13 protein-coding genes are annotated in these 12,814 nt (G+C 47.1%); all 13 read left to right on the forward strand.

All coding sequences use genetic code 11. The annotated features are described in order from the left end of the window. The first annotated feature begins 4 nt into the window (after nt 1-4). Nucleotides 5-238, forward strand: coding sequence for an acyl carrier protein (gene acpP, locus MKY42_RS11770; protein WP_024630176.1), 234 nt, complete (start codon nt 5-7; stop codon nt 236-238). Between the two features lie 180 nt (nt 239-418). Beyond that, nucleotides 419-1,657 (forward strand): beta-ketoacyl-ACP synthase II, encoded by a 1,239-nt coding sequence (gene fabF, locus MKY42_RS11775; protein WP_024630177.1) that lies wholly within the window; start codon nt 419-421, stop codon nt 1,655-1,657. A 13-nt stretch (nt 1,658-1,670) separates the two neighbouring features. Continuing rightward, on the forward strand, nt 1,671-2,369 hold the full coding sequence (rnc, locus tag MKY42_RS11780; RefSeq protein WP_024630178.1) for a ribonuclease III: 699 nt from the start codon (nt 1,671-1,673) through the stop codon (nt 2,367-2,369). Between the two features lie 189 nt (nt 2,370-2,558). Beyond that, nucleotides 2,559-6,128, forward strand: coding sequence for a chromosome segregation protein SMC (gene smc / locus MKY42_RS11785; protein ID WP_179265171.1), 3,570 nt, complete (start codon nt 2,559-2,561; stop codon nt 6,126-6,128). A 75-nt stretch (nt 6,129-6,203) separates the two neighbouring features. Beyond that, the gene (gene ftsY, locus MKY42_RS11790; RefSeq protein ID WP_090895899.1) at nt 6,204-7,217 is read left to right on the forward strand and encodes a signal recognition particle-docking protein FtsY; all 1,014 of its coding nucleotides are present in this window, start codon (nt 6,204-6,206) and stop codon (nt 7,215-7,217) included. Between the two features lie 145 nt (nt 7,218-7,362). Next, complete coding sequence (locus MKY42_RS11795; RefSeq protein WP_090895901.1) at nt 7,363-8,010, forward strand: hemolysin III family protein; 648 nt, start codon at nt 7,363-7,365, stop codon at nt 8,008-8,010. 260 nt (nt 8,011-8,270) lie between these two features. Further along, complete coding sequence (locus MKY42_RS11800; RefSeq protein WP_063564663.1) at nt 8,271-8,621, forward strand: putative DNA-binding protein; 351 nt, start codon at nt 8,271-8,273, stop codon at nt 8,619-8,621. A 65-nt stretch (nt 8,622-8,686) separates the two neighbouring features. Next, the gene (gene ffh / locus MKY42_RS11805; protein WP_024630183.1) at nt 8,687-10,063 is read left to right on the forward strand and encodes a signal recognition particle protein; all 1,377 of its coding nucleotides are present in this window, start codon (nt 8,687-8,689) and stop codon (nt 10,061-10,063) included. A gap of 54 nt (nt 10,064-10,117) precedes the next feature. After that, entirely contained in the window at nt 10,118-10,390 is a 273-nt protein-coding gene (gene rpsP, locus MKY42_RS11810; protein WP_024630184.1) for a 30S ribosomal protein S16, read from the forward strand. 23 nt (nt 10,391-10,413) lie between these two features. Further along, the gene (locus MKY42_RS11815; RefSeq protein ID WP_024630185.1) at nt 10,414-10,644 is read left to right on the forward strand and encodes a KH domain-containing protein; all 231 of its coding nucleotides are present in this window, start codon (nt 10,414-10,416) and stop codon (nt 10,642-10,644) included. Nucleotides 10,645-10,884: 240 nt separating this feature from the next. After that, nucleotides 10,885-11,397: a ribosome maturation factor RimM gene (gene rimM, locus MKY42_RS11820; RefSeq protein ID WP_339851217.1), complete on the forward strand. Its 513-nt coding sequence runs from the start codon at nt 10,885-10,887 to the stop codon at nt 11,395-11,397. Nucleotide 11,398: 1 nt separating this feature from the next. Continuing rightward, on the forward strand, nt 11,399-12,166 hold the full coding sequence (gene trmD / locus MKY42_RS11825; RefSeq protein WP_090895903.1) for a tRNA (guanosine(37)-N1)-methyltransferase TrmD: 768 nt from the start codon (nt 11,399-11,401) through the stop codon (nt 12,164-12,166). A gap of 193 nt (nt 12,167-12,359) precedes the next feature. Continuing rightward, nucleotides 12,360-12,740 carry a VOC family protein gene (locus MKY42_RS11830; RefSeq protein WP_090895906.1) on the forward strand — a complete coding sequence of 127 codons (381 nt, stop codon included), beginning with the start codon at nt 12,360-12,362 and terminating at the stop codon, nt 12,738-12,740. Nucleotides 12,741-12,814 lie beyond the last annotated feature (74 nt).

The following is a 12,814-nucleotide window of genomic DNA, read 5'->3' on the forward strand; positions in this document are numbered from 1 at the left end:
CCGGATGTCCGATGTATTGGAGCGTGTAAAACGCATCGTCGTCGACCGCTTGGGCGCAGACGAAGCTGAAGTTACACTTGAAGCATCTTTCAAAGAAGATTTGGGTGCTGATTCTTTGGATGTAGTGGAATTGGTCATGGAATTGGAAGATGAATTCGATTTGGAAATCTCTGATGAAGATGCAGAAAAAATTACGACCGTAGGTGAAGTTGTAAACTACATACAATCTCATACCTAAAGTCAATTCAGTCCCGCACCTGTTTTCGAACAGGCGGGACTTCTCATCATTCATTGGTTTTTCTCATTCCGCAAGCGGCGCTGGTCAAACGGATCTTCGGGTCCTGCTTGGCTAGACGTCTGCTTGCGGATATTCCCACAAAATAATTGCGTAATGCAGTCGATATAGAGGTGAGTCGGTTTGAAACAAAGAGTTGTAATTACCGGAATGGGCGTAATGACATCGCTCGGAAAAGATTTGGAAACGTTCTGGGGCAGTTTAATGGCAGGCAAGTCCGGAATCTCTCAGATTGAGGCGTTTGATGTAAGTGAATACACCACTCAAATTGCAGCCGAGATCAAGGATTTCAACCCTGAAGAATACATGGATCGCAAAGATGCACGTAAAATGGACCGTTTTGTTCAGTTCGCTGTGGCAGCTGGTTTCAAAGCCGTTGAAGACAGTGGTCTGAAAATTGACGAGAACATTGATGCAGAGCGTTTCGGTGTGTCCATCGGATCGGGTATCGGTGGATTGGGTACTTGGGAGGACCAGCATAATGCATTGCTGCAAAAAGGTCCTAAACGAGTAAGCCCATTTTTCATTCCGATGATGATCTCCAACATGGCTTCTGGCCAAATGTCGATTTCTCTCGGGGCGAAAGGTCCTAACATCAACGTGGTAACCGCATGTGCTACAGGAACACACTCCATTGGAGATTCCTTCAAGCTGATTGCCAACGGTGATGCGGATGCGATGATTTGTGGCGGTGCGGAAGCAACCATTAGACCAACTGGTCTGGCTGGGTTCTGTGCAATGCGTGCCATGTCTACACGTAATGATGATCCGGCGAAGTCGAGCCGTCCTTTTGATACAGAGCGTGACGGGTTTGTTATGGGCGAGGGCGCGGGTGTTCTGATCCTTGAATCCCTTGAGCATGCTCAAAAACGTGGTGCTCGTATTTATGGCGAAGTGATTGGTTACGGTCTCACTGGCGATGCACATCACATGACGGAGCCTGATCCGGACGGAGCAGCTCGTTGCATGAAGATGGCTCTGCGTAATGCGGGAATCGAACCAGAAGAAGTGGACTATATCAATGCACACGGTACATCAACACCTGTAGGTGACAGATCCGAAACGCTTGCGATCAAAAAAGCGTTTGGTGATCATGCGTACAAGCTTGCGGTGAGTTCAACCAAATCGATGACAGGTCATATGCTTGGTGCTGCTGGTGGCGTGGAAGCCGTAATCTGCGGATTGTCGCTGACACATCAGACGCTTGCTCCAACAATCAACCTGGAAAATCAGGACCCGGAATGTGATCTGGATTATGTTCCAAACGTTCCACGTCAAACTAAGGTCAATATTGCCATGTCCAATTCATTTGGGTTCGGCGGTCACAATGCCACCATTATTCTCAAAAAATTTGAAGCATAAGGGGCTAGTTCGTTTGAGTGAAGATCTGAAGCAGTTACAACACAAACTTCAAATCAAATTTGACAACAGGCAGCTTTTAAAACAAGCGTTTACCCATGCTTCTTATGTAAACGAACACCGGTTCAGTCAGCATCAGGATAACGAGCGTCTGGAGTTTCTGGGCGATGCGGTACTGGAACTGACTGTGTCGGAATACTTGTATCACTTGTTTCCTAACCGGCCGGAAGGTGAATTAACTAAGCTGCGGGCATCCATTGTCTGCGAGCCTTCCCTCGTCAAATTTGCTGAAGCGTTGGGTTTTGGGCAGTATGTACTTCTTGGTAAAGGTGAGGAACTGACGGGAGGACGAACTAGACCGGCTTTGCTAGCGGATGTGTTTGAATCTTTCATCGGTGCATTATATCTGGATCAGGGATTGGCGCCTGTCCGGACATTTCTGGATCAGCATGTATTTCCGTTAATTGTTCTGGGCAGCAAGCTGCAAATGAGCGATTACAAAACGGAATTGCAGGAACTCACTCAGCATCACAATATGGGAGCTCTGGAATACCGTATTGTTGAGGAACGGGGCCCTGCCCATGAACGGGAGTTTGTCTCCGAGGTCCATATGGGTCAAGAACGGCTTGGCAGAGGTACAGGACGTTCCAAAAAGGAAGCCGAGCAACAGGCTGCATCCGCGGCACTGGATCGACTGAAGCTTCCGGAAGCCTGAGCTTTACCGTAAGCGCATAGACAAACGAAGAGCAAAGAGCAGCCCGCGGGTCCGCCTGGCGGAATTTATCGGCCGGACTGCTTTTTGCTCTTTTTTTTGTAAGGAGGATCAGGATATTCTTTTCCTGTTCCATAACTAGGCGCTGAATGCAACATTTGAAATATGCAAGAGGAGGTGACGGGAAACCCTATGTTTTTGAAACGGATTGAACTGGGTGGATTCAAGTCATTCGCCGACAAAACGGAAATGGAATTCGTTCGTGGCATAACCGCTGTTGTGGGCCCGAACGGAAGTGGAAAAAGTAACATTTCAGACGGTATACGCTGGGTTCTTGGAGAACAAAGCGCCAAATCACTGCGTGGTGGCAAGATGGAAGATATCATTTTTGCCGGCAGTGATGCACGTAAGGCTGTTAATTATGGTGAAGTTTCGTTGACGCTGGATAACGAAGATCATGCGCTTGCTTTGGATTTTGGTGAAGTAACGGTGACGCGTCGTGTACATCGCAGCGGAGACAGTGAATATTTTATCAATAAGCAGTCGTGTCGGTTGAAGGATATTACCGAATTGTTTATGGATACCGGGATCGGCAAGGAAGCTTACTCGATTATTGGACAGGGACGAATTGAAGAGATTCTGAGTACCCGTTCAGAGGATCGCAGGGGGATCTTTGAAGAGGCATCAGGTATTGTTAAATATAAATCTCGCAAACGGGATGCTACTCGCAAACTGGATGAGACGGAACAGAATTTGTTGCGTATTCATGACCTGGTGACCGAGTTGGAAGACCAGATTGGTCCGTTAAAGGAACAATCGGAGAAAGCAATCCACTACAAAGAATTGCGTGGACAGTTGAAATCACAGGAAATCTCCATGTATGTGTATCAGATCGAACAAATTCACGCTTCATGGAGCAAAGCAAACCAACGACTTGAATCGTTGAAACAGGAAGAAGTCGGATTGGCGGCTATCGTCTCCACTCATGATGCCAAGCTGGAAAGTGACCGGAATGCACTGCGGACGCTGGAAACGGAGACCGAACAGCTGCAATCGGCCTTATTGCAATTCAGTGAAGCAACGGAGAAAAGTGAAGGCCTCGGGGAACTGCTCAAGGAGCGTTCGCGTCATCTGCAGACGAACCAGGAACAGCTTAAAGTGACGCTTGCAGCGAGTGAAGAGAGACATCGGGAGCGTGAAGCTGAGTTACTGGCATTACGCGAGAAGTTTTCCAAGCTTGAGCTTGAACTGAGTGACGTGAGAAACCGTCTGTCCGAAGAAGAGGCCAAACTCATCGGTGTCACTGGTGGCATTAGCCAACAGCAGGAGGAGAGCCTTAAGGGAAACTTGTTGGAACTGATGAATCAGATGGCTCAGACACGAAATGAAATTCGTTACGCGGACCAACAGAAAGAAACGCTGGAACGGCGAATGAATCGCGCGACTGAGGAATCCGGCAAGTGGGAAGGCCAGAAGGAAACGCTGGAAGCCCGCAAAACGGAGATTGAGAAGAAAGTCGTTCGCTTAGGCAAGGAAATCAGTGATCTGCGCGGTGGATATATTACGGAAAGTGAACGTCTCCAATCGCTGCAGAAGCTGCTTGAAGAAAGCCGGGGAACTGTTCGTAAATGGGAGCAGAAGCGTGAGGCCCAGGTATCCCGTCGCGATACAATGAAAGAGATGCAGGATGATTTTGACGGTTTCATGCTGGGTGTCAAAGAAGTTCTTAAGGCGTCACGCAAAGGCACACTGAACGGGGTTCATGGAGCCGTTGCAGAGCTCGTTAAAGTGCCTGAGAAGATCGAGCTTGCGGTAGAGACAGCGATGGGCGCTTCCCTGCAGCATGTTGTCATGGAGAATGAATCGGTTTCCAGACAGGCAATCGCTTTTCTGAAACAACGCCAATTGGGCAGAGCTACGTTCCTCCCGTTGGATGTTATTCGTGCACGTACCATTGGCGCGGGTGAACGTTCGATGATTGAAGGCATGGATGGTTTTGTGGGAATTGGTGCGGATCTCGTACAATACGAATCCCGTTATGCTGCGATCATTGGAAGCTTGCTCGGTAACGTCATTATTGCGGAGAAGCTGGAGGATGCCAATAAGATCGCTGCTCGCTGTCAATATCGTTTCCGGGTCGTAACCCTGGAAGGCGATGTGGTTAACGCGGGTGGTTCCATGACTGGTGGTAGCCAGCACAAGAAAAATGGTAGTCTGCTCAGCCGTAAACGGCAGCTGGATCAGTTGGATCAGGATATTTTGGATACTGAAAATCAGATCGTAAAACTGCATCGCAGTGTGGATGATATAAAAGCCCAACTGGAGCAGTGCCAGGATAAGCTGGACGAGCTGCGTCAGTCCGGAGACGACACCCGGAATGCAGAACAGCAGGCTTCAATGGAAATGAAGCAGGTTGAGCATGAACTGCGCCACGTACTGGAACAGGTTGCCGTAGCCGGGCAGGAGAAGAGCGGGTTTACTGAAGAAATCAAAGAGATGGATACAGCCCGTGATGTCGCTGTGAAGAAGCTGGAGCAGCTTGAGGAAGAAGAGAAGGCGACCCATCGTGCCATTCATGCGGCAGAATTTGCGCGTAAAGCGAATGAATCCGCGAAGGAGGAATTGCAGACTCAGCTCACTGATCTGAAAGTCCGAGAGGGGAAACTGGATCAGGAGCGATTCTCCAACGAGGAGCAATTACGCCGTCTGGAGCGCGAAGTGGATTCACTGGTGAAGGATCTTCGTCAAAATCGTACGTTGCTGGCCTCCATGGAAGCCGATCTGAAGAAAACAGAGACTGAAAGTGTTAAACAGATTGAAGATCTTAACCAATACAAGCTGAAAAAAGCGGAATCCGCACAGGAGCTGGACTTCAAGCGTGCTGCCCGAAGTGAACTGTCGAAGAAGCTTGAGCTTGCCGAGAGTGAAACGAAGGAACAGCGCACACAGCTGAAAGCTGTGGAGGAACAGATGCGACAAACGGAAATTTCCGTGAACAGACTGGATGTCGAGTTGGAAAACATTTTGCGCAAACTGATGGATGAGTATGAGCTCGGCTATGAACTTGCCAAAGAGCGTTATCCAGTACCGGAAGATGTGGAGAGCACACAGGCTGAGGTGCAGAAACTGAAGCGCAGCATTGCGGCTCTCGGCGATGTCAATCTGGGAGCCATCGAGGAATTCCAGCGGGTTAACGAACGGTATGAGTTCCTCAGCACGCAGAAGAATGACCTGGTCGAAGCCAAGACAACGTTGTATCAGGTTATTCGAGAAATGGAAGACGAGATGGCCAAACGATTCAAGGCAACATTTGATGCGATTCGCCGGGAGTTTGGCACTGTCTTCACCAAGCTGTTTGGCGGAGGACGCGCGGATCTTGTATTGATGGACCCTGAGCGCTTGCTCGATACGGGCATTGATATCGTCGCCCAGCCACCAGGCAAAAAGCTGCAAAACCTGCAGCTATTATCCGGTGGGGAACGAGCGTTGACCGCAATGGCACTCTTATTCGCTATACTGCATGTTAAGCCTGTACCGTTCTGCGTACTGGATGAAGTGGAAGCGGCGCTGGATGAAGCCAACGTGGTGCGTTTTGCCCAGTATTTACGTGAGTTCTCGGAACAAACACAATTCATCGTTGTTACACATCGCAAAGGCACAATGGAAGAAGCGGATGTGCTGTATGGTGTCACGATGGAAGAGGGCGGAGTATCCAAGCTCGTTTCGGTTAAACTGGAAGATGAGGAAGCTGTCATTGCCTAATCTTTGAGTTGGTGGTCACGCATGAACTCATCTAATATCATTTAAACTAAGAAATGTACACGATGGAGGGGCTTTATGAGTTTCTTTAAAAAGCTGAGAGACAGCATTGCAAGCAAAACAGAGTCGGTTACCAAGCAGTTCAAGGACGGGTTGGAAAAGACGCGTAAAGGTCTTGTAGAGAAAGTGTCGGATCTCGTTATCCGTCGTAAAAAAATCGACGAGGAATTCTATGAAGAATTAGAAGAAATTCTGATTGGAGCCGACGTAGGTGTCAATACGGTTATGAAACTGATTGAAGATCTGCGTGATGAAGTCAAAAAACGCAAAATTGAGGATGCGGCTGAACTACAGCCTGTATTGTCCGAAAAACTGACGGATTTGCTTCGTGGAGAGCAGAATAATGAACTGAAAATGAATCCGGATGGCATCACGGTCATTTTGTTTGTCGGTGTTAATGGTGTGGGTAAAACAACAACGATTGGTAAGCTGGCCCATCGCTTCAAACAGCAGGGTAAAAAGGTCATTATGGCAGCAGGCGATACGTTCCGTGCCGGAGCGATTGAACAACTCGAAGTATGGGGACAACGTGCCGGTGTGGAAGTCATCAAGCAGCAATCAGGTTCTGACCCTGCCGCTGTAATGTATGATGCGGTGCAGGCTGCGAAACAGCGGGGTGCTGATGTATTGCTCTGTGATACTGCGGGCCGTCTGCAAAATAAATCGAACCTGATGGACGAACTCAACAAAATTTACCGTGTCATTCAACGTGAAATTCCGGAAGCACCACATGAAGTATTAATGGTGCTGGATGCAACTACTGGTCAGAATGCACTGAATCAGGCCAAACTCTTCGGAGAGAAGAGTGGGGTAACCGGACTTGTACTGACGAAGCTGGACGGTACCGCCAAAGGTGGTATTGTTGTTGCAATTCGTCAGGAGTTGGATCTGCCTGTGAAGCTGGTCGGACTTGGTGAAAAAATTGATGATCTGCAGCCGTTCGACTCAGAGCAATTCGTGCATGCGTTGTTTGCCGGACTGATCCAGGAACAGCCAGCTGAAAGTGCTGAAGATGAGGAAGCCAGTTCCTAGAACCATTAATAAAGTGGGATGAATGAATAGCGTTAACCGTATTGCCAGTGATATACGTGATAAGTGTCACGTGTAATGTCACTGGCAATACGTGTATAATGGGAATAAAGAAGGCAAGGCTAAAGGGCTAGAAAGGACGGTTGATATGGCCAATACCTATACCTATTCCCGCCGTGAGGAAGTCGCCAATGCGGTGACTCATGGAATCGGAGCTGCGCTCAGTGTAGCTGCACTGGTGCTGTTGATTGTATTTTCGAGTATGAAAGGCACGGCTTGGCATGTGGTCAGTTTCACGATCTACGGGATCACTATGCTGCTGCTCTATACGAGCTCTACACTCGTGCATGCATGGAAAGATGGAAAAATGAAAGATTTATTTGAGATTTTCGACCATTCTTCCATTTATTTGTTTATTGCGGGTTCGTACACTCCGCTTTTGTTTATTGCTGTTCGCGGCACACTTGGTTGGACCCTGTTCGGTGTAATCTGGGGAATCGCATTATTCGGCGTGATCTTTAAGGCGTTTTTTACGAAAAAGTTTCTATTCATGTCCACGATTTTCTATATTGCGATGGGCTGGCTCATCGTTATTGCCTGGCAACCGCTTATGGCTGCCATTCCTACAGGCGGAATCGTGCTGCTGGTTGCAGGAGGCCTGATGTATACACTGGGTACGCTTTTTTATGTGTGGCGTGGATTTCCGTATCACCATGCGATTTGGCATCTCTTTGTGTTAGCAGGCAGTATTCTTCATTTCTTTATGGTACTGCTGTACCTGACACCACTTCGCTAGAACACGGTAGATAGCGTAAAACGAATCGGCTCCATCTGTGGAGGCCCATTCGTTTTTTGTTCTATATAAAGGATGCAGTAGGTCGTATTCTACTGTATAGGAATGGCTAAGATCAACCGTGTAGGCACGAAAAATGAGTGCAAAATGAACGTTTTTATTGTGACAAGTATTTTTGCTTGACAACCTGATTTGTTTTAGGTATTATTAGGAACGTTGCAAGAGTGTAAAGTGTTTTTCCTTGACGAAGGGAGTGCCCCGTTATGAGTCAAGAAAACCGGCTTGAGAAGACAAACCGGATTAACTTGCTGTTTGCTTTCTATGAACGGTTGCTTACCGAGAAACAGCAGACGTTTCTAAAGTATTACTTTCATGATGATTTCTCGCTGGGCGAGATTGCAGCCGAGTTCGAGATCAGCCGCCAGGCGGTATACGAGCATATCAAGCGTGCCGAACAAGTGCTGGAAAATTACGAAAGCAAGCTTGGCTTGCTGGAGAAGCACGAACGGCGCAACCGTAATCTTGAAGATTTGCAAAATGCATTGGAGCGCGCAGGCGTTTCCATTGATAACAACCAACAAATAAACGATATTATTCATCAGCTCAGAGAGTAGTTTGTAAGAGTTGAACGAAACGTATCGGTCCTGAAAACAGTATTACAGCTTAAGGAGGTGGGATCATGGCATTTGAAGGATTAACGACCCGATTGCAGAATGTGTTCAGCAAGCTGCGCGGCAAAGGCAAGGTGTCTGATGAAGATGTTGCCGAAGCGATGCGCGAGGTACGTCTGGCATTGCTCGAAGCGGATGTAAACTTCAAAGTGGTCAAGGAATTCATCGCCAAGGTGAAAGAGAAGGCTGTCGGCAAAGAAGTGATGGAGAGCTTCACGCCCGGAATGGTCATTATCGACATCGTAAACAAGGAACTGACGGATTTGATGGGTGGAAGCCAGTCGAAGCTGGCCAAAGCCAACAAACCGCCTACGGTATTGATGATGGTTGGTTTGCAGGGTGCGGGTAAAACGACCACATCCGGTAAACTGGCCAAAATGCTGCAAAAGCAAAATAGCAGACCGTTACTTGTTGCAGGAGATATTTATCGTCCAGCAGCGATCAAGCAGTTGCAAGTGCTCGGCGAGCAGATCAAAGCGCCAGTATTTACACTGGGAGATCAGACAAGCCCTGTAGAGATCGCACGTCAGGGTCTGCAGCATGCCAAGGATAACGGTAATGACTACGTCATTATCGATACAGCTGGACGTCTGCATGTCGATGAAGAACTGATGGAAGAGCTTCGTCAGATTCACAGCGTAGTGAACCCGGATGAAGTACTGCTTGTCGTAGACAGCATGACGGGTCAGGATGCAGTTAATGTGGCAGAACACTTTAACCAGCAGCTTGATCTGACCGGGGTGGTTCTGACTAAGCTTGATGGAGATACTCGTGGTGGTGCCGCGCTTTCGGTTAAAGCAGTCACCGGTTGTCCGATTAAGTTTGCTTCTCTTGGAGAGAAACTGGACGCACTTGAGCCTTTCCATCCAGAACGTATGGCTTCACGTATTCTTGGTATGGGTGACATGCTCTCTCTGATTGAGAAGGCACAGTCCAACATTGATACCGAAAAAGCCAAGGAAATGGAACGGAAGATGCGTAATGCAGAATTCACGTTCGAAGATTTCCTGGAGCAAATGGACCAAGTGAAAAAGCTGGGGCCAATTGATCAGATCATGGATATGATTCCTGGTATGGGCAAGATGAAACAAGCCAAGGACCTGAAGGTTGATGATAAACAGATGGGCCGGATCGAAGCGATCGTGTACTCCATGACGACCGAAGAGAAACGTAACCCGGATATGATCAACCATAGCCGTCGGAAGCGGATTGCTACAGGTAGTGGAACATCCCTGGCCGAAGTAAACCGTCTGATCAAGCAGTTTGATGAGATGCGCCGCATGATGAAACAGTTCTCAGATATGATGGGACCTAAAGGCGGCAAGAACAAAGCGATGAAGCAGCTCAAAGGTTTGGGCAAAGGAATGAAGTTTCCTTTCCGTTGATTCCGGGAGCAGCTGAACGATATACAGATTTCATTGAAGGAGGTGAATTTTCAAATGGCAGTTCGTATTCGTCTGAAACGTATGGGTGCTCACAAAGCTCCTTTCTACCGCGTAGTGGTATCGGATTCCCGTTCCCCACGTGACGGTCGTTTTATCGAGGAGATCGGTTACTACAACCCGGTTGAACAACCGGCTGTTGTTAAGATCGATGAAGATAAAGCATTGCAATGGCTTCAAAACGGTGCACAAGCATCTGACACTGTCCGCAACTTGCTGAGCAAAGCGGGCGTGATGAAGAAGTTCCACGAGTCTAAATTGACTAAATAAGGTGCTGATTCGGAGGGTCCTCTATGGAAGAATTAGTAAGCATAATTGCTAAGGCTTTGGTCGATCATCCGGAAGATGTGGCGGTTCGGACGGTTGAGAAAGACCGGCTTGTCGTTTATGAGTTAACCGTTCATCCTGACGATGTTGGGAAAGTGATTGGTAAACAGGGACGAATCGCAAAGTCTCTTCGTACAGTCGTCACATCAGCAGCAGTTAAGATGGATAAACGGGTAACCGTTGATATCATATCTTAAAGATATACGAAAGGGGGTTAGGATGCATGTCCTAGCCCCTTTTCGTGCATGCTGAAACTTAAATCATAGAATTGAAATAGCTCGTCAAATATGATGATCTGCGGAAGTAGTGAGGGTATGGAATCGATACTGAAGAAGCGTTAGGATAACAGCGAGTCGAAGAATGAATCCATAACCGGAACGGCAGCAGGGAGATCATCACATATGAGTACCAATATGAATGGATTGTAGGAGGAAAGTATGGCAGAGTTTATGAATGTAGGCAAAATCGTCAATACGCATGGCATTCGCGGAGAAGTGAGAATCATGCCTTTAACTGATTTCCCGGAAGTGCGCTTTGCGAAAAATGCAGAGTTGTTTTTCTTTACACCCGATAATCATCCAGTCATGGTTAACGTGGAATCTGCACGTTTGCATAAAAACATGTATATTCTTCGTCTGAAAGAGTATGACAACATTAATGAAGTAGAGAAGTTTAAAGGCGGCATGGCCAAAGTGTTAAAAGAGAATCTGGCTGAGCTGGAGGAAGGTGAATACTACTTCCATCAAATCGTAGGGTGTTCTGTCATCACCGATGAGGGTGAAACACTTGGAACCATCTCTGAGATTTTGACTCCTGGAGCGAATGATGTATGGGTTGTCAAAACGTCGGCAGGCAAAGAAATTCTGCTCCCGGTTATTGATGATGTTGTTCTTGATGTGGATGTTACAGAGAAGCAAGTCAAGGTTCACCTGATGGAAGGGCTGCTGTAACATGAAAGTGGATGTATTAACCCTATTCCCGGAAATGTTTGACGGTGTGTTCGGAACCAGTATTCTGGGTAAAGCCCAAACCAAAGGGCTTGTATCTCTGGGAGCAACAAACTTTCGGAATTTTGCGACCAATAAACATAATACAGTCGACGATGCACCTTATGGTGGAGGTGGAGGTATGGTATTAAAGCCAGACCCCATCTTTGCTGCTGTTGAAGATGTATTAGAGCAGCGGGGCGAAGCTGCGGCAACGATGAAACCGCCACGTATTATTCTAATGTGTCCGCAAGGTGAGACGTTCACACAGAAAAAAGCAGAGGAACTTGTACAAGAAGATCATCTGATTTTTATTTGCGGACATTATGAAGGCTACGATGAGCGTATCCGTGAATTTCTCGTGACGGACGAGTTGTCGATTGGTGATTACGTGCTGACGGGTGGCGAGCTGCCTGCGATGGTGGCGATTGACAGTATTGTGCGCCTTATTCCGGGTGTGCTTGGCAATGAGACAAGTGCTGTAACGGATTCCTTTAGTACCGGATTGCTTGAATACCCGCATTATACACGTCCTCCCGAATTCAGAGGTATGAAGGTTCCAGATATGCTGTTATCCGGACATCATCTGAATATTGAGGCATGGCGCAGAGAGCAATCCTTGCTTCGTACGCTGGAACGTAGACCCGATATGTTGGAGACGGCGGACTTGACGGACAAAGAACGAATTTGGCTAAATAAGATTCGTTCCGAACGTGAAAAGAATGTTGAGTAATTTGATGGTATTTCGTTTGAGCACGTAAAATAATCTCTTTCGAAAGTCTGAAAGACCAGCCTAGTGATATATAGGTTGGTCTTTTTTTATATTGAAGAATGTGAAAAAACTGGATTTTCATTGGCAGGTACTATAAAATGTGAGTATAATATGAAACTTGGTTTCATCAAATGAAACGAAAGGTGGCTTATATATGTCTTATCACTTTTATGGTCTTGACCATGTGCAACTTGCTGCACCAGAAGAGTGTGAAACGGATGCACGTGATTTTTTTATTAAAGTGTTAGGTTGGAACGAGATTCCCAAACCTGAAATGTTGAGAAAACGTGGTGGTGTTTGGTTTCAATGTGGCATGCATCAAGTACATATTGGAGTGCAAAAAGATTTTGTTCCCGCTATAAAAGCACATCCGGCATTTCACGTACAGAATTTAGATGCGTTGCGTGACGTTCTGAATCGTAACCATATTCAAGTCATTGATGATGAAGCGCGGACTGATGAAGGTGTAAAAAGGTTCTATATCAATGATCCCTTTGGAAATCGACTTGAATTTCTAGAATGGATTAAGCCATAAGCTAACAAGCTTACTCCTACTATTGAACACTCTTGCCGCTTTGAACATTTTTGCTTGTTCCGAAATGGGGTTGT

This window comes from Paenibacillus sp. FSL W7-1088 (genome assembly GCF_037969855.1).
GTDB lineage: Bacteria > Bacillota > Bacilli > Paenibacillales > Paenibacillaceae > Paenibacillus.

Coding starts and splice junctions, on each gene's coding strand:
- acpP (WP_024630176.1), top strand. CDS start 5: ATGTCCGATGTATTGGAGCGTGTAAAACGCATCGTCGTCGACCGCTTG.
- smc (WP_179265171.1), top strand. CDS start 2,559: ATGTTTTTGAAACGGATTGAACTGGGTGGATTCAAGTCATTCGCCGAC.
- ftsY (WP_090895899.1), top strand. CDS start 6,204: ATGAGTTTCTTTAAAAAGCTGAGAGACAGCATTGCAAGCAAAACAGAG.
- MKY42_RS11795 (WP_090895901.1), top strand. CDS start 7,363: ATGGCCAATACCTATACCTATTCCCGCCGTGAGGAAGTCGCCAATGCG.
- MKY42_RS11800 (WP_063564663.1), top strand. CDS start 8,271: ATGAGTCAAGAAAACCGGCTTGAGAAGACAAACCGGATTAACTTGCTG.
- ffh (WP_024630183.1), top strand. CDS start 8,687: ATGGCATTTGAAGGATTAACGACCCGATTGCAGAATGTGTTCAGCAAG.
- rpsP (WP_024630184.1), top strand. CDS start 10,118: ATGGCAGTTCGTATTCGTCTGAAACGTATGGGTGCTCACAAAGCTCCT.
- MKY42_RS11815 (WP_024630185.1), top strand. CDS start 10,414: ATGGAAGAATTAGTAAGCATAATTGCTAAGGCTTTGGTCGATCATCCG.
- rimM (WP_339851217.1), top strand. CDS start 10,885: ATGGCAGAGTTTATGAATGTAGGCAAAATCGTCAATACGCATGGCATT.
- trmD (WP_090895903.1), top strand. CDS start 11,399: ATGAAAGTGGATGTATTAACCCTATTCCCGGAAATGTTTGACGGTGTG.
- MKY42_RS11830 (WP_090895906.1), top strand. CDS start 12,360: ATGTCTTATCACTTTTATGGTCTTGACCATGTGCAACTTGCTGCACCA.